Annotated in this window: 13 protein-coding genes and 2 pseudogenes; 9 read left to right on the top strand and 6 right to left on the bottom strand. The window is 64.5% G+C overall.

What is annotated here, in order from left to right:
- Positions 1 to 55: 55 nt before the first annotated feature.
- From IEY82_RS30685 to IEY82_RS30700, 4 genes and pseudogenes are all read right to left on the bottom strand, one after another.
- Positions 56 to 445, bottom strand: coding sequence for a transposase family protein (locus tag IEY82_RS30685; RefSeq protein WP_189127757.1), 390 nt, complete (start codon positions 443 to 445; stop codon positions 56 to 58).
- Positions 446 to 543: 98 nt separating this feature from the next.
- Positions 544 to 882 (bottom strand): hypothetical protein, encoded by a 339-nt coding sequence (locus IEY82_RS30690; protein ID WP_189127758.1) that lies wholly within the window; start codon positions 880 to 882, stop codon positions 544 to 546.
- Positions 879 to 1,286 (bottom strand): transposase, encoded by a 408-nt coding sequence (locus IEY82_RS30695; protein WP_189127759.1) that lies wholly within the window; start codon positions 1,284 to 1,286, stop codon positions 879 to 881. The genes IEY82_RS30690 and IEY82_RS30695 overlap by 4 nt, the downstream gene beginning before the upstream one ends.
- Before the next feature lie 92 nt (positions 1,287 to 1,378).
- Positions 1,379 to 1,843: pseudogene (locus IEY82_RS30700) on the bottom strand (transposase family protein); the annotation flags it as partial.
- A 383-nt stretch (positions 1,844 to 2,226) separates the two neighbouring features.
- Between IEY82_RS30700 and IEY82_RS40440 the strand changes: the two are divergent.
- From IEY82_RS40440 to IEY82_RS30740, 8 genes and pseudogenes are all read left to right on the top strand, one after another.
- Positions 2,227 to 2,649 (top strand): annotated as a pseudogene (locus IEY82_RS40440) (3'-5' exonuclease); the annotation flags it as partial.
- Between the two features lie 553 nt (positions 2,650 to 3,202).
- Positions 3,203 to 3,445, top strand: a complete 243-nt coding sequence (locus tag IEY82_RS39525) for a BRCT domain-containing protein (RefSeq protein WP_225263174.1) — start codon at positions 3,203 to 3,205, stop codon at positions 3,443 to 3,445.
- A gap of 63 nt (positions 3,446 to 3,508) precedes the next feature.
- The gene (locus tag IEY82_RS30715; protein ID WP_189127761.1) at positions 3,509 to 4,093 is read left to right on the top strand and encodes a hypothetical protein; all 585 of its coding nucleotides are present in this window, start codon (positions 3,509 to 3,511) and stop codon (positions 4,091 to 4,093) included.
- Positions 4,075 to 6,123: a DEAD/DEAH box helicase family protein gene (locus tag IEY82_RS30720; protein ID WP_189127762.1), complete on the top strand. Its 2,049-nt coding sequence runs from the start codon at positions 4,075 to 4,077 to the stop codon at positions 6,121 to 6,123. Before IEY82_RS30715 ends, IEY82_RS30720 begins: the two co-directional genes overlap by 19 nt.
- Positions 6,116 to 8,269, top strand: coding sequence for a stress protein (locus tag IEY82_RS30725; RefSeq protein ID WP_189127763.1), 2,154 nt, complete (start codon positions 6,116 to 6,118; stop codon positions 8,267 to 8,269). Before IEY82_RS30720 ends, IEY82_RS30725 begins: the two co-directional genes overlap by 8 nt.
- 1,065 nt (positions 8,270 to 9,334) lie before the next feature.
- Positions 9,335 to 11,164, top strand: a complete 1,830-nt coding sequence (locus tag IEY82_RS30730; protein WP_189127764.1) for an ATP-dependent nuclease — start codon at positions 9,335 to 9,337, stop codon at positions 11,162 to 11,164.
- A complete protein-coding gene (locus tag IEY82_RS30735) occupies positions 11,161 to 12,894 on the top strand; it encodes a UvrD-helicase domain-containing protein (protein WP_189127765.1) in 1,734 nt (577 codons plus the stop codon). Before IEY82_RS30730 ends, IEY82_RS30735 begins: the two co-directional genes overlap by 4 nt.
- 1,219 nt (positions 12,895 to 14,113) lie before the next feature.
- Positions 14,114 to 15,784 carry a YncE family protein gene (locus tag IEY82_RS30740; protein ID WP_189127766.1) on the top strand — a complete coding sequence of 557 codons (1,671 nt, stop codon included), beginning with the start codon at positions 14,114 to 14,116 and terminating at the stop codon, positions 15,782 to 15,784.
- Between the two features lie 70 nt (positions 15,785 to 15,854).
- Here the strand turns inward: IEY82_RS30740 and IEY82_RS39530 are convergent, their stop codons facing one another.
- Positions 15,855 to 16,115 carry a hypothetical protein gene (locus IEY82_RS39530; protein WP_225263172.1) on the bottom strand — a complete coding sequence of 87 codons (261 nt, stop codon included), beginning with the start codon at positions 16,113 to 16,115 and terminating at the stop codon, positions 15,855 to 15,857.
- Between the two features lie 212 nt (positions 16,116 to 16,327).
- Here IEY82_RS39530 and IEY82_RS30750 point away from each other — a divergent pair, with 212 nt between their 5' ends.
- A complete protein-coding gene (locus IEY82_RS30750) occupies positions 16,328 to 16,549 on the top strand; it encodes a hypothetical protein (protein WP_189127849.1) in 222 nt (73 codons plus the stop codon).
- 97 nt (positions 16,550 to 16,646) lie between these two features.
- On the opposite strand, the gene IEY82_RS30755 is transcribed toward IEY82_RS30750, so the two are convergent.
- A complete protein-coding gene (locus tag IEY82_RS30755; RefSeq protein WP_189127767.1) occupies positions 16,647 to 17,252 on the bottom strand; it encodes a class I SAM-dependent methyltransferase in 606 nt (201 codons plus the stop codon).
- Between the last annotated feature and the right edge of the window lie 146 nt (positions 17,253 to 17,398).

A 17,398-nucleotide genomic window follows, 5' to 3' on the forward strand; every position in this document is an offset into this window, starting at 1 on the left:
GCAATTCGGGAGAGTACTGCCTCGGCTTCTTCGCCACTACCTTGCCTTCCGGGTGTCACGTAAACCCTACTTGGGTCCGTGTCCGGAAAGATCGGGGCACCCCAGTGTCGAAGGCGTCGCCGTCCAGGCGGGCGAACAGTCGTCCCAGGGTGCTGGCGGCCAGGCGTATCGTGCCGTGCAGGCCGGCACGGGCGCGCAGGTCGGGGTCGTACCCGGCGATGAATCGGGCGATCTTCGCCAGGGAGGTCGCGCCGCCGAGTACGGCGAGCAGGGATAACGCCAGCAGGGGGCCGAGCCGGTAGCGGCGTCCCCGGCGGCTGCGCGGGTCCGGGAGGGTGTCCAGGAGTTCGGCGAGCGTGGGCAGATCGAGCGGCTCGGCGGGCAGGTCGGCGACGGTGACGTGCTCCAAGTGGCGCGAGAGCACGTCGATCGGGGATGATGGCACGCGAACGCGACCCCTGTTCTTGATCGACTGGCTAGACACCGACGATCATCAGGGGTCGCGTTTGTCATGTGCACCCCGGGGTGCCCTCAACACCTGCCTCATCGAGCCCAGCGAACGTCCATCAACCGAGAACGCAACGGCCTTGGGTACATCGTGGACACCGACGCCAGGTAGGTGCCACGATCGATCAGGGTCGCCCACACCTGGCGCGGCGACTTGTCTGCGAACTCCTTGCTGTTGAGGACTGCGATCAGTTCCTCGCATTCCTCTTCGGACAGCGCATTGGGCGGAGCCGCCCGTACGGTTGCGGGCTTTATCTGCTTCGGTTGCCGCTGTCGATACAGGGAGGATCGGTTGATGCCGGTCAGCGCGCAGGATCGTTGGATGCCGACGCAGGGTTCGAGTTGGTCGCGGGTTTCGGCGCGAAGCTCGCTCACGAGTTGTCTGAGTCCGCGCTCTCGGACATCGTTTCCAAGAGCGCGTGCCATTTTCCCATGATCTCCAGAGCGGCCTCGGTTTGAGCGAGCTTCTTCTTCAGCCGGGCGTTCTCCCGTTCGAGTTTTTCTCGCTCCGCCTTCTCCTTGGCCCGCTGTCTTGCCATCTCTCCGGATGCGACCTGCTTTTCCCCGGAGACGCCCTTCAAGGCACCCTCGTCGCGCTGCTTGCGCCACAACTGGATGCTGGAGTCGTACAAGCCTTCGCGGCGCAGAATGGCGCCCTTTTCGCCGGGCGGCGCCGCGTCGTACTCGGCGACGATCCGCAACTTGTACTCCGCCGAGAAGTGCCGGCGCTTGGGTCGATCAGCCCGAGGACCACCGGCCTCCAGGTCGTACTTCGTCATCGTCACAGCCTGCTACACCATGTCTCGCCCTACTCATGCCACACTGAGAACTTCCTCACCGTGTGTCCCACTTGAGCCTGACACAGAGGGAGGTCGTGGGCCTTGCCCGGTAACGCTCCGGAGGTCCACAGGATGGTCCCGTCAGGTGAGGCGATCACCTGGATGTTCATCCCGTGCACGCGGTGTTTGCCAGAGAAGTACGGGCGGTCGGCCTTGATCCGGTCGGTGCGGATCAGCGTGCCATCCAGCACCAGGTAGTGCAACCCGTCCGGCTTGGCCCTACGCAGTGCCCGCCCGAGCTTGGGCGAACGGGCCCACAACAGCGCCACCGTCTCTTCCACATACCGCCACGCGGTCGCGGTGGAGATCCCGAAGCCGGCCCCAAGTTCGGTGAACGTCTCGCCCTTACGCAGGTAGACCAGCACCAGCAACGCCTGCCGGCCGGGATTGAGCCGCCGCCAGAGCGACCCGATCGCCTTACGATGACGCCGGATCATCCCGGCGACGTAGTTCAATGTCTGAGGCGACAAATCGACGGCAGCACGATAGAAAAGCATCCGAGGCCCCTGGTTGTGACGGATCTGGTTGTGGTGATCAATCCATCTACCAGGGGTTTCTTACGTCGTCAGGCGAACACCAGGCTCGCGATCATGCTGTGACCATCGATCCGCCGTCAGGGGGATGCAAAGGCTCCGTGTGGCGCGCCCAAGCGAGCCTCCGTCCCGTTCATCTGCTTTACGCAGTAATAGCAAAATGTCATGAAATAAGCCTACTCGCGGCCTTTCGGGCAGCTCGCCACCAACTCCACAAAGATGACATAAACCTCATAGCGGGCATTTCGTCACTTGAATATCACACTTCAATCACGTTCCGAAGATGGAGCAGGCGATTTCCCCTCGGCGCGCGACTTTTCCTAGTGACAATGCGCGAGGAGGAGAGCATGAGTGCCAGCCCAATCGGCTACGCGGCGATCGATGTGGAGACCACGGGGCTACGGCCGTCGTGGCATGACCGGATCATCGAGATCGGCATCGTCCACACAGATCCCTCCGGGCGAGTGACCGGCGAATGGAACACGCTGGTCAACCCGGAACGCGACCTCGGCCCGCAGCATATCCATGGCATCAGCGCCTCCGACATCCGTCACGCACCAACCTTCAAGGACATCGCAGGCACGGTGGTCACGCTGCTGCGCCATCGAGTACCCGTGGCCCACAATCTCCGGTTCGACGCCGGATTCCTGCAGTACGAATTCGCCCGCATCGGCACACCAATTCCAGACTTGCTGGAGCTCGGCGTGTGCACCATGAGCGAGGCACGGCGGTTCCTGCCTCACGCACCGCGAAACCTGGCAGGCTGCTGCGCGGTAGCCGACATTCCCCTCGACGGCCACCATGACGCTCTGATCGACGCTCGCGCCGCCTCGGGTCTGCTTCATCACTATCTGAGCCTGTCCCGCACCGCTTACCCCTGGCCGGCAGCGCTTCACGGCACCAGCACGACCGCCCAATGGCCGGCGCTCAACGAGTCCCGGGCAGACTGCGTGCGCAGAGGCATCTCGGCCGAACGCCAGACCCACTTCCTCGCTCGCATCCTCGACCGCCTCCCCCAGGCGGCGCAGCCCCCCATGGCTGAGCCGTACCTTGCCCTGCTGGACCGCGTGCTCCTCGACCACCACATCTCCGCCGCGGAGGCTGACGCCTTGGTGGAGCTGGCCACAACACTCGGCCTGGGCCAAGCGGAACTCGAAACTCTGCACCGCGACTTCCTGGCTGAGATCGCACGCGCCGCCTTGGCGGACGGGATCGTCACCGACGCCGAACGGCGCGAGCTCGAGCTCGTCGCGTCTCTGCTCGGACTGCCTGCCACCGCCGTCGAACAAGCGTTGAAGGTGGACGCCGTCCCCCCTCGCCCCGGTGAGGCGGTTCGAGCTGCAACCGGGCGACCAGGTCGTCTTCACCGGCGAGATGGACGACGACCGAGAGGTGTGGGAGGGCCGCGCCCGCCAGGCGGGCTACCTCCCCCACCCCAATGTGACCAAGAAGGTCAGGCTCGTCGTCGCGGCCGACCCCGACTCGCTGTCCGGCAAGGCTCGAAAGGCACGCGCGTACGGTATCCCGATCGTCACGCCTCATGCCTTCGTCGGCATGCTCGGCTGATCCAGATCCCCGACCTTCTGAATGTGAGAGGAACATCTCCTGGTGCGTGCGTGGTATCCCCGAATGGCCGAGGTCAAGGGTGTCGGATTCTCCGGAAGTCCCGACGTGGACAGAAGCCGCCTGCCCGAAACCCATATCAGGCCCAGCAAGACAGACTACGGCGGCATCTCCTGGCCTATCGCCAATGGGAGCACCTCCGAATCGCCAGCGTCCGCCAGAGCGTTCGCCGACATGCGCGACATGGACATCCCATCGCTGATTCGATGGGTGTGGGAAGGGCTGGAAATTCCCGGCACAGTCTCGGATTATCACTTTCTGCTGCAAAGCGCCATCGCTCGGCTGTGGTCAGCTCGTGCTTCCGATCCGAGCGGGCTGCGGTTCCTCGAAGTCTTCGCCGACCTGGACCTCCGCCTGATCGAGGCCGCTCCTCGGCCATTCTTGATCGACGAGGACGACACGTCGAAGGGCTACTTCCACTTCTCAGGCGTGGCAACGTGGGTGACTCTCCTGCAGACCGAAGGCGCGCTGCGAGAAGCTCTGGCAATCAACAGGCGGCTTCAACGCTTCCATGAGGGCTATCGGCTGGAAACCCTGGAAGCCAAGATCGCTGCCCTGGACGAGGAGGCCCGGTGTACGGGACTCGCCTAACCGACGCTCTATCCGGTGAATCCTTCCTGGAGACCTCCTTCGTCAAGTGGGTCCTGAGCGCCGCCGCCACACCGGGAATCTCCGCGCACGTACACCCCCAACATCCCGTCACGGTCGACGACCGTTCCTACCATCTCGATTACCTCATCACCGGCGTCCGATCGCACGTGGTCGTCGAACTCGACGGCTACGAGTTCCACAGTTCCAGGTCAGCCTTCGTACACGACCGGATCCGGCAGAACGACCTCGTGGGCTTGAATTACGAGGTCTTGCGATTCTCCTATGCCGCCATCCGCGAGCACACGGCCCGTTGCGTGGCACAGTTGCAGAAAGTGCTAAAGCGCGATCCGCTCCTGGCCACGTACCTCATTCCCGATCCCATCGCCCCGGTCCCCGATGATATGGACCCCAACCCGCTGGGGTTCATCACTCCCCCACCAGCCCGACGTACGGCGACCGAGGACGACTACTTCGACCGTGCCCGGCGGCACCTGAATCTGAACCCCCTGCGCGGATGCCAGAGAGAGGCACTCGTCGCTCTCGCGAACTACTACCGGCGCGGTGAGATCAACGCCGCCTGCGTGATGTCCGTAGGTGCCGGCAAGACGGCATTGGGTGTGGCTGCCACGCTGGCGTTTACCCGGCGCAGGGCTCTGATCGTCACCCCGGGACGTGTGATCCGGGGAACCTTCGCCACAGCCCTAGACCCGGCGGTGGCGGGGAACGTGCTCTACACCCTGCGGGGCGGGCCGTTGCTTTCCGGCATGAGCGCTCCGGCCACCGAGGTGCTTGACAGCGACCTCGGCACGATCCAGTCCGTCAGCCGAAAACAGCTGCTCGACGCCGCCGTGATCGTCACCAACTTCCACTCCCTCGGAAGTGCCGACAACGGTTTGCTGGCCAAGTTGGAGCCGGATGACATCGACTTCATCGTGATCGACGAAGCCCACATCGCCGCCTCGGAGTCGTACCGACGCCTGTTCGCGCGCTTCCCGCGCGCTCGGCGATTGCTGATGTCAGCATGCTTCAGCCGCGCCGACGGCAGGACCATCACGGCAGACGTCGTGTACCGCTACCGGCTCATCGACTCGATCGCCGACGGCCACGCCAAGCACCTGCGAGCCCACAGGTTCACCCCCGACGTCGAGGAGACGGAGTACGAGATCCTCTGGCCCGGCGGCGAGCGCGAACCTATCGTCGGTAAGGCCGCGCTCCTAGACATCATGAAAGACGAGCGCAAGGTGGCCAGAATCACCGCCACCTCTGAGGAACCGATCCGCCGCGTCATGCGGATCGTCCGCGACTGCCTAGTCCAGCAGACACAGGCGCTATCACCGGTAAGGCCGCGGGTGTTGTTCGCCGCGCTCGGCCAGAGTCATGCCGAGCAGATCGCCCGCATCGCCAATGCGCACGGCATCGCTTGCGGCACACTGCACCACTCGATGACCAACTCGGAGATCGCCGCCACCCGCAAGCGTTTCGAGACCGAGTCCGGCAACCTGCAAGCCATCGTGCAGCTGAAGATGCTCGGCCAGGGGTACGACCTGCCGGCCATCGCCGCGGTGGTGCCGATGCGTCCCTACGGCAGCTTCGGTGAGTTCTATCAGCTGGTCGGGCGTGGCATCCGCACGGTGCACCACCCGGCGTTGGCCGAACGTGCGCAGCCGCAACATCTGGATCTGGTGTACCACGGAGAGCTCGGCCTCGACGATCATCTGGAGACCCTGCGCAGGGAAAACGACATGGATCCGCGGCCAGCGGAGCCGGATGACTTCGGCGACGCGCCCGTGCCTGATCGCGGCGCACCCCCACTCGGCTATCCGGTGTATGCCGACATGCACGTGACCGTCGTGGCGGAGCAAGGCGACAATCGCCAGCAATTCCTCCACACCATTGACCAGGTGGAAGCCCGACGACAGGAGCGTGAACTGAACACCCTCGCCCATCGCTACGCCGCTTACGTCGCCACCACCCCGAAGCCGAGGACATTCGAGGAGTTCGTCGCGGTGATCAGGAGCGCTCATGGGTGAAACGGATCTCGCCGTCAGGCTGGCATCCGCAGGAATCGAGGAGTTCCTCCGCATCGAGCGCGAGGCCGGTCACGACGCGGCCTTCGCCCAACTCGATGTCCTGACGGCGAACCTGATGCTCATGGCCCTGTCGGGACGCACGCTGGTATCCATGACGCCGGGTGGCCCTGGACGCAGCAGTAGCGACATCGTGTCCATGACCTTCCTGACTCCGCAGGACCGATCCTTCGTCGACGACACGTTCGCCTTGGAGACGCAGCAGCGAAAGGGGGCCTGGTTCCTGCCGGAGGAGGCGCGGCTTAAGGCCGGCACCCTGAATCTTCCCGCCTACGCCCGCCACCATCCCGGACAATCTCTGACACTTGCCCAAAGCGACTCGATTCGCACCCAGCTCAGCTCGACGGCGGACGCACTGCTGGTCTGGTCCCTACTCATCCCGCTCTTTGACACCCTGATGGCACCCGTTGTACTCCGCGCCGCGGGATCGGAGCAGACTGCTGACGTACAGCGCGCCACATGGGCGACGGTGTTGGAGTCCTACTCCAGCTTGGGCATAGCGCGCACCCCGGAGGTGGAGATGTTCACCTACGGTGGTGGGTGGGGGCGCCTCGATCGGGCCGGCCAGGCCCACGCCCGCACCCTGTTGCTGGACGCCCTGAGCCGGCACGATCTGTTCTCCATCGCCGCACGCTTTCGCGCGACGCGCCTGCGTGCGCTCATCGGTGCGATCATCGCGAAGACCCGTTCGACTACGCCGCCTGCCCGTCGCGTCCTCAACAAGACCCTGAAGCCGACGCTGAGCGCCTATTTCGGTGGCGACTGGCTGGCATGTCTCGATTACCTCGGCCTGCCGCCCAACCCAGGAGAGGAACTGGTCACCGCTTTGCCGACCCCCAAGCTCTACGTCGGGGGGGCGTCCAACGCCGACGCGACAGCGGCAGAGCACGGAGTTGGAGTCGGCGAAGTCGAGGCGATGCTGGCCGCCTTCCTCAACCAGGCCACAGCGGTCTCACCTGTCGAACAGCGCGTTGACGTGCTGCGCCGGTGGTGGGGAGAGTTCGACTCGGTGCATTCCCGACAGGAATCCGGGATGAAGCCTCTATGGGGCCTGGTAGAGGATGTTGGATATTCGGTGGGGTACGGCCACCGGCCCGATTACAGGCTGTACCGAACGCTACTCACCCCCAACCTCGTGGAGGAGATCAACCTTCTTTGGGACGGCACGACACTCCCCCGCTGGCCCGAGGCTGTCGTGAGCGAGCCCTATCCACACCGGCTGATGGCGGACACATTCGGCCCCGCTGTGTCGTTCTGGCACGGAGTAGCCCTCACCACGTGGTACGTCTGCGAAGGACCGTCGTCACGCACCACCCTGTCGGGCCTGCGCGCCTACCACGAGGGCCACCTCGCGAAACTCGCCGAGATCGGCACCCCGATCCACTCCAGCCTCTTCGCCGAACTGGAACAAGCAGAAAGCCGCCTCGGCCCGATAGAAGAACTCCCTACCTACGAAAACTGGTTCCAGCGCGACGAAGGCGTCGCGCTTCGGATGACCGGTGGAGGCAGTCGCCGCGACGGCTTCAGCGTCCTGCGAGATATTCTCACTCGTCATCGGCGCGGATGGACCAGCCGCTATCTCGACGAGTACCTGCACCACCGTTGGCACACCGAACTCACTGCCGTCGCCCGCGAACTGAACAAGACGATCGCCGCCTCCGGCAAATCCCCGACGTTCAAGCGATTCGCCCGCTTCGCCGCCAAAGCAGCGAACCACTGGTTCAACGGCGACCTGTCCGGCCTTTATACCGCCATCGGCGAGAAGGCACCGTCCACTCCTCCCCGCGTCGATCTCCTTCCGATCACCGCACACGACTTCGTCGATGCCCTGTACGCAGAGCTCGGCGGGCAACCGTACGAGGAGCTCCTGCGAGTGACGGATTTCCCTCTGGCCGACGTGTACCGGCAGAAGTCCCGGCTGGCGAGTGCTGGCGTCACGTTCGTGCAGATGTCCGAAGCGCTGGGACGTGCGCCAGATCCCAAGGAGTTCGGGGTCAGCCGTTACGAGTGGTCGTGGGCGGGTGGGGTCGATCAGGGGTGGCCGATCTATCAGACGGCCATCGAAGCAATTCTGCATCGGCATCAATAGTCGACACAGTCGAACGCATGTGTCCTTCGGGGCCAGAGGTAGCGCGGCGTCTAGCTCCTGACCATGGCAAAACAAGCAGTGGTAAAGCATGGTGCAGGCGCTTGTCGTGGCCGGATGCCCGGGGCACGGCCGTCACTGTTCGCCATGATCCCGATGATCCAGGTGAGGAGCATCGTCCCGAGAAGGAATCCCGACAACGCCACCACGCCGATGAACACCCCGGGAGCGGCGAGCGCCTTACTTCTGGAGCTGAGGGGGACCAAACGGTACCGAAACGCTTCAGCTGCAGGGAGCAGAATGCGAGCACGAGCGACGCGACGCGGAGCGGGGAACCACGACCAGTGTGGAGGCCCCGGCCAGGAGCACTGCCATCCCTCCCAGCGATGCCTGGTGGGCTGGAAGAAGTACGCCCTGTTGACCCAGCCCTCAAAGCCTGTGGAGTGTTCGGCCCGCATACTCCTGAGGATCACCGCGGCGTCCTCGTGGCCCGCGTCGGCGGCGGGGCGCAGCCAAGGTTCGGCCCCGTCACACCTCTGCACGTGGAACAGGACAGCCCCCAACCGCGCCCGTCGACCGCGACAAGCTGACCTACTTCGACGTGAACCTGCTGCCCATCCCCGCCCCACCCACCTTCCGGTCCGCTGACAACTTCCGCGCCCGTGATCTCAATGAGCAGTCACTGTCCGACGAACTGCTGAGGCTCCCCGCTGCCCTCCGCCGACGCGAAGAACTGGAGGCCACGCCGCTCGCCTCGAATCTCTCTGGCCAGCCCGCTGCCCTCCCTTGCGCCTAAATATGTAAATTTGAGCGATATGCGGACAAATTAGCCATGCAGAACTCTGTTCGGTTGCAGCGTTCCAGAGATGCCGTAGAGTTCTGGGCCATCCAGTCGGGACAAGGCGGACCCAAGCCGCACATGCACTGATTTTCGTGCCCTCATTCAGTATTTATCCACCCATATTGTCTAGTTATTCATGCATTTGTGCACGTCAGCCGAACGAGCGAGATATGGCAAAGTCACCCAATTCAGCAATGCAAGAATCCGTGACAGCAAGCCCTTCGGGCATGTACCTGCGAGAGCTCACCCTTAAGAACTTCCGCTCATGCGTCGACACGACCGTGGAGTTCCAGCCGACCCTCACGCTTCTGGCCGGCGAGAACAACGCGGGCAAGTCCAACATCATCGAGGCGCTTCGCCTAGCGACCGTTCCCTTGAGCCGCCGCCGCTCACGCTACTTCGAGCGGGAGGACATCTCCCGAGGGCAACAGGACGAGGGCATCGAGATCAGGACCAGGTTCCATGGCCTGACTCCCATCCAGGCGGGCCAGTACATAACCGCGCTGGACACCGAGACCGGAATTGTGGACTACTGCACACACTTCTCCGTGGACGGTGCCGCCGGACCGCGCCCCCGCCCCACCTACACCGCGGGACCTGTGGACGGCCCAGACGCAGAGCCGCAGAAGCGCGAGCAGATTACCCACGTCTACCTCGCTCCCCTTCGCGACGCACAGCGCGAGCTGGACTCCGCGGACGGCACGCGCCTGGCCGCGATCCTCGAGTTCCTCACCGCCCAGGAAGACCGGGCAGAATTCATCGAGACGGTCAACAAGAGCTTCAAGGACCTGCATGACCATGGCGTGCTCACGACGGCCAACGAGAACATCGGCGAGCACCTAAGTGAGATGACCAAGCCCGTTCGCGCCCAGGAAGTGGGCGTCACCTTCGAGGGCTACGAACTGCGACAGTTGGCCAAGAGCCTGCGGATCAAGATGGCCGAGGAAGGCGTCGACCTGGCCGATCTCGCGGAATCCGGCCTCGGGTACGCAAACCTGCTCTACATCGCGACGGTCATCCTGGAGTTGCAAAACGCCAAGGACGCCGAACTCACCCTCTTCCTTGTCGAGGAGCCAGAGGCTCATCTGCATCCACAGCTCCAGGCCGTCTTGCTCGACTATCTGAGAGAACACGCCGAGAAGTCTGGGGGCGACGACAGCACGGGGCCTGCCGGACGCATCCAGGTGGTCGCCACCACACACTCGCCGAATCTGGCCAGCGGTGTCGGTGTGGAGAATGCCGTCATCCTGCGTACGACCGTCGAGCGGGAGCCTCAGACCGAGCGCGATGCCGTTGTGCGTCGTTCCACCAAAGCGATCCCGGTGGCGCGACTGGGGCTCGACCAAGGTGATCTGCGCAAGATCAATCAGTACCTCGACGCCACGAGGTCCGCTCTGCTGTTCGCGCGGCGGGTCATCCTGGTCGAAGGCATCGGCGAAGCGGTTCTCTTGCCTGTTCTAGCCCGTCACCTCATCTTCGGATCAGATGACCCCAACAGCTTTGAGCACCGGCGTCAGTGGCGTGGGGTGACCATCATCGCTGTCGGCAGCGTCGACTTCTGGCCCTACATCCAGTTGCTGCTCGGAGGAGTCGACGGCAACCGGATCCTTGATCGGCTGGTGGTGATCACCGACGCGGATCCTCTCAAACGCAAGAAGGCAGCGTCCGACGAGGACCTCGAGGAGACCGCCACTTACAACCGCAAGGCGGATCTGGAAGGCAAGGCACGCCAACTCGGCGTGGACAAGCACCTTCACATTCATGAGGCCACTTGGACCCTGGAAGCGGACCTGCTGGAGCCCGGCGGTGGGAACAGCACCGTCCTTCAAGCCGCCTACCTCCAGCAGCACCCCCAGTCTCAGCACCACTGGGATGCGATCATGGCCGGCGAGTCGCCTGCCCAGGAGTTCTATCGCAAGCTACGGAAGAACTCGAAGTTTCTCAAGAAGGGCGAGTTCGCGCACAATGTCGCGGCGGCGATCGCCGGCGGCCAATCGTTCGTCTGCCCGCCATATCTGGCTGGGGCGGTGCGATCGGCGCTGGAACTCGACTCATGACGGAATCCGATCTGACCGACCCGCAGAGCTTCTTGGTCGATGCCAATGGCAGCCTGTTCGTTGAGGCGTGTCCAGGGGCGGGCAAGACCAAGGCGATCGTCGCGCGTTACATCCGGCGAGTGACCGAGGAACGGCGCAAAGGCATCGCGCTGGTGTCGTTCACCAACGCCGCGATCGACGAGGTGACCGACCGGTGCCGAGACCAGCCGGACAGCCTCGTCGTCCCGCACTTCGTCGGCACCTTCGACGCGTTCATCAACCGATTCATCGTCACCCCGCTCTACACTCGCGACTATCAGCGAAAGGTTCGCTTCATCGAGTCCTGGAACTCCCTGGACGACTCAGCGGTCCGGGTGCGGGGGCAGGCGTCACAGGGGCTGGAGCTGGAGTGGTTCGACTTCGACCACAATGGCCGCGCCCGCCTCAACGAAGGTCGCGTGCCCGGGAGGAGCCTTGGCAGGGCTAAGAAACTGATGGATTCGTATAGCAATGACCTGTGTGAGAGTGCTCGTCAGAAGCGAGCGCGACTGATCCGGGCGGGTGTACTCAGTAGTTCGGCTTCCCGGAGCCTCGCAGACCGATGGCTTGCCGTACCTAGAGACCGCACCCGCATCGGAGAGTTGCTGAACCAGCGTTTTGCCGAAGTCATCGTGGATGAGAGTCAGGACTGCGGCCGCGAGGAACTCGAGGTGCTCGGCCTGCTACGGGAGTTCGGCGTAGATCTCGTCATGGTCGCCGACCTCGATCAGTCGATCTACGCATTTCGCCGGGCCGTACCCGAGAAGGTGCTGAGCTTCGCCGCGACGCTCCCGCAAGGTGAGCGACTCGACGGCAATTTCCGGAGCACACCGGCCATCTGCAGGATTACCGCAAGTGTGAGGGGGTTGACACAGGTTGACCATGCCCTCGGCCAGCATCGGGAACTCACCGTGCCTGTTCGGCTCCTCACTTTCGAGAACCTCAGCGAGGTGAGCCCCATGGTCGCCGATATCGTGAGCGGGTACGGAATCGAGCCGAAGAACGTCGCTCTTCTCGCGTACCGCGAAAACGACGCGCGTCAAGCGGCCGGCGGTCAGACACAGGAGGAGCCAGGCACGAACCGCGTCCTTCGCATCGCCGCCGCGGGACACGTGTTGACCGATCCCAGATCAGACAGCCGTTCACGACTGCGAGCACGGCAGATGCTTGAACAGACCTTTCTGGCGCTTGCGAAGACGCCCTCGGACGACGACGGGATCGATGGTGCCTGCGAGAAGCTCGGGATCACCCAGGCTTGGCTGTCCGACGTGGTAGTCCGTATGGCTCTTACCTTGAGCAGCCACACCGGTGATGCAGCCAACTACACGAAGCGGATCAGGGCGTTTCTCGCTGGGGTGGCGTGGCCCACGACCTCGCCCAGCCAGCTCGGTTCCCTGAGGACTCCCACCACTGACCAGTGGATCGGGCAAGGTCTCCGCGACAAGAGTAGCGGGCTGGACTGGTCCACCGTTCACGGGGCCAAGGGGCGCCAGATGCCGGCTGTGGGGATGGTGATACCCAAGAAACTGCACCGTGACGAGGATAACCTCACTGCGCTAGATCACTGGGACTACAGAACCAGCTCCGAAGCCAAGCGGGTGCTGTACGTGGGCGTTTCCAGGGCTGAGCGATTGCTGATGCTGCTGGTCCACAAGAACCACAGCGCTCGTGTGGCTCAAATTCTGGCACGTGACGACGTTCCTTATCACTAGGCGCCGCCTGGTACGTCGCGCATGCTTGGGCAGAGGCTCCTCTGCCCAAGCATGGTCTTCCCAGACCTAGCGCTCCGCTCGCTCAGCTACGAGGCGAGCTGAGGCCAGATCGCAGAACGACGGGTTGATCTCAATTCCTATGAAGGCGCGGTCCAGTTGCGGCGGCGCGGCGCGCGCCGGCGGCGCGGCGCGGCCCCTAGATCAATAGCGGACTCTAGGATCGACCTTCCTGGGGCTCCCAACTCTTGATCAAGGAAGTGTGCCTGATAAGTATTGCGGGCTTTACATCGTAGATCAGCATCCAACATACGATTCCGCATGCCAAGGCGACCCCTCGTTAGGCTTCAAGTGCGTTCTGAACACCTTCTACCGGTGCCGTCACGACCCATGACACCTCCCCCTTTGGGGGACCGTAGGGGGACCGGCAGTCTCGGACAGTCCCGTTTCAGGGCGGCATATCCGACACTGTCCGGCGCTCCCACGACGCTCCCACCTGCAGGAATGCCATAGAGCGGTGCGGCCCGACATCACCCGACTCGTTGATCCACAGACTCATAATCCGTGGGTCGTGGGTTCAAGTCCCACCCGCCCTACTCTCCACTACCGCGTTCCACCTGCGGTTTCTCGGTTCACGCCGGCCTTGGATCTCTTTGTTGATCATGCTTGGTCGCTCAGTGGTTGCCCTTGCGTACGGACCGTGTATCGCGGTAGATCATTTGGACCGTCACCGTCAGTTCAGACCCCAATGACGACCATCCGAAGATCAAGCCAGAAGGTCTGCGCCGCGCTGCCGGTCAACGGGGATTCATGTCCGGCCAAGCCTTGTCAATTGGCTCGCCTTGCCGGCCAGGCCGCTGGTGACCAGCAGATAAATGATCCGCTGCTCCTCGCAGCGATCCTCGAGCCGTTCGCAGCGCAGGCTAGGGATCGATCGGCTGCACCGTCTGCGCGACAGCCGTGGAGTACGGACAGGCAGGCCCGCCGGAGGGTCGGCGGACCTGCCTGGGGTCGATGGTTCAAATGGCGGTGCCTCCAGTGCGGGTCAGCAGGGTGATCAGCCGGGCCGGTCCATCGCGGTCAGGACCTTGTCGGCGGCGCCCCGTGTGAGGTCCGCATGGGGCGGCGGGCGATGGGACTACCTTCTCCGAGGCCGTTCTGGACGACGATGATCAGATGTGCGAACATACGTTCGACAATCGAACCTCTGAATGGAGTGCATGTGCGCCTCCCAAGCTCTGGCCGTGCTCCTCTTGCCCACCGATTAGTCGCCCTGGCTGGGTCCCTGTTCCTGGCAGCGGTCCTGCTCGTCGCTCAGGCACCCGCCGCCTCGGCCGCCAACACCGTCACCGACCTCGGTGTAGCCGCCGACAGGGGCGGTGACGTGGTGGGGCACAGCGGCAAAATCTTCGTCGCCGCCGACGATCGGATCGTGGTCACCACAAGCGACGGCACGCTCATCGGCACGATCAGCGGCCTGTCCGGTGCCGTGGCCCTGTCCGTGGCGGACAACGGCAGGAAGGTGTACGCGGCGCTGCGCGATTCGCATGAAGTGATCGAGATCGACATCGCGACGCTCACCATCACCAAGCGGATCGACCTCACCGCCTACCCGTGCCCGTCCACGCTGGCCCAGTCGTACGAGCGGCTGTGGGTCGGATACGGGTGCGGCCAAGCAGGGGAAGGAGGCGTCGTCGCCCTCGAGCTGTGGAGGCCGACACCCACCCTCGTCCCGGTCGGATCAGGCACGACGCGGCCTCCGCTGGTCGCCGTCGCCGGGAGCACTCTGGTGGCGGGAGAGCCGGGAGCCGGCCCCGCCTCGATCAGGGTGTATGACGTCAGCGCCACCCCGGCCACCCCGCGCGGTGAGATCCACGCTGACACGTCCCTGCGGGACCTCGCCCTCGCCGACTACGGGTCAGCGGCGCTGTCGGCGCTGGCCGACACCGACCGGTTCGACGCCTGGGACACGACGACCAACGCCAAGACACGCGCCTACGACAGCGGCGAGCTGAGCGAGCACGGCCTCCCCACCGCCGTCGCGGCCAGCCCGAACGGCGCCTACGTCGTGGGCGGCTGGAACTCCTCCGCGGGCGACGCGGCGGAGCTCGTGGTGTACGACCCGGCCACGGCGGAGGTGATCTACTCGGCCGACCACCAGGGGAAGGCGCTGGTGGCGGGCAGCATCGCCTTCTACGGCGTACTCACCTATGCGGTGCTGAAGGAGCCTGACACCGGGCGGATGCACCTCTGGCGGCTGCCGCATTCGCCTTACCACGCCTCCACCCTGACCATGACGGCTCCCTCCGAGGCGACCGCGCTCAAGCAGCTGACCTTCAGCGGGCGGCTCACACTGAGCACCGGCGCGCTGCCCGGCGTGCAGACGCTTGAGCTGTACCGCTGGCTCCCCGACGGCACCTCCCGGCCCTTCCAGGAAGTCACCACGGAGGCGGACGGCACATACCGGTTCACCGATACCGCACCGAAATGGGGGTCGTACGAATATCGGTTGTACTGGCCGGGCAACTCCTGGTTCAGGGGCAGCGGCGCCTCGGCCATCGTCGAGGTGGGCCTGTACCAGCCGGTGCTAAGGGTGACCGGCCCGACGGCCGGCGCCGTCGGCGAGCGACTCGAATTCAACGGAACGTTCGCCGCCGACGGCATCACCTTCCCGCACACCATCGTCACCGTCGTACGTAACGTCTCCAGCCCCGATGGCACTACCTCGAAAGCCCTAGCCAAGATGACTGCCGCTGCCGACGGGTCGTTCATCTTTGCTGACACGCCGACGACGGCCGGCAAGCACACGTACGTCATCCAGCTGGTGGGGAACTCGACAATCGAGCCGGCGAAGACCACCCACGTGGTCGTCGTCTCCCAACCCTCCGTGTAACCTCCCGACGGGGTGACGGCGATCCGAATCGCCGTCACCCATGTCGTTGGGCCACGCCGAACCACGGAACTCAGCCCGCTTGGGTCTTCCCGCCACGACGTGCACTTCGTAGTAGTCGCCGGGCGCGTGCTCCTGTCCCGCTCGAAAATACGGTTGCGTACTGTGAACTGGGGTTTTGCTGCATGATCGGGGCGGTGGCCGCGACCAGCTTGAGGTGTTGTTGTCGTTGGCTTACCGGTTGGTGAGAGGCTTGTTCGGCCATCTCGCCGGTGATGGCGGGCTCCAGGGCCGCGTAGTCGTACGGCATGTCCGGAAGGGTGTAGTCACCCATGAGCTATCTCCCCGCTTGGTCCGCGGTCGGGCAACCGGCCCACTGACCGACGAACACCGCCAGCGGTGATTCCCCGGGGGAGCGTCCACAGGAGCAGTGCAGGATGATCTTCCCGTAGTCGTGGGACGGGAGAGATCGATGTGCCAAGAGACGGCCACTTCACCATCCTTCGATTCCCTCATATCAACACGAAGGGGACGAAGTGGCCGTCGATGAGCATCATGCCCGCTGCCCGGGACCACTTTGACGAGACTCTCGCCGCCGCGAGCCCGGACCTGCTGCGCACCATGGTTCGCGAGTTCGCGCAGCGGATGATGACCGCCGAGCTCGATGAGCTGGTGGTCTCCTTCCGGTCCCGACCCGATGGCGGGCCGTACACCTTCGTGTGGATCGACGCGCTCACCAGAAGATGCGCTCGGGCGGCCGGGCCGTGAAGGATGTGCGCCGTCGGACCGACATGTGGTCGGCAAGGTAGGCAGGCCCAAGTTGCTCCTCCACGCGGTCCCTGCTCATCCGCCCTCAGCCGCTGTGTCAGGCGGGGCGGAGAAGAGCAACCAGGAAGCTCGAGTCGTCCCCGAACGGACGCAGGTCCCAGGAGGACAGCAGCAGGTCGGGTTCGAGCGCGCTGGCCGCCGCATCCGCAAAGAACTCGCTGAACTCGTAGCCGCGGCCGGCGCCGAAGCCGATCGCGGCTCGGCCCTCCTGCGTGAGGTGCGCGCGGAACCGTCTCAGCACCTCACGACGGGTGCTCGGCGCGAGGAACGTCATCACGTTCCCGGCGCAGACGATGGCATCGAACGGCGTGGTGATGCCTTGCGCAGGAAGGTCGAGTTCGGCCAGGTCGCCGACCATCCAGCGCGGCCCGGGGTGGTCCTGCTCGGCGGCCTCGATCAGAGCCGGGTCGACATCGACGCCGACGATGTCGTGGCCGGCCTCGGCCAACATGCCGCCGACCCGGCCGGATCCGCAGCCGGCGTCGAGGATGTGGGCGCGGCGCGGCACCATGGCGTCCATGAGGCGGGCCTCCCCGGCGAGGTCGTCACCGGCGCGAGACATGGAACGGAAGCGCTCAATGAACCAGGTGGAGTGACCGGGGTCGGCCGCGACCTTCTGCATCCAGATGCTCTGTTCGACCATGCCTGCATTCTCCCTGAGCGGAGGGGGCGATCGGCGTCCGCCGAACGGGCGCCACCGCCAGCTCAATACTCGTGAGCGGCCGTCCAACCTGGTCGACGCCCTCCCCACCGCCAGGCACACCTTTCTGGATCCTTCCGCGCGATCGT

Origin of the sequence: Nonomuraea cavernae (assembly GCF_014646355.1) — a bacterium.
Taxonomy (GTDB): Bacteria; Actinomycetota; Actinomycetes; order Streptosporangiales; family Streptosporangiaceae; genus Nonomuraea; species Nonomuraea cavernae.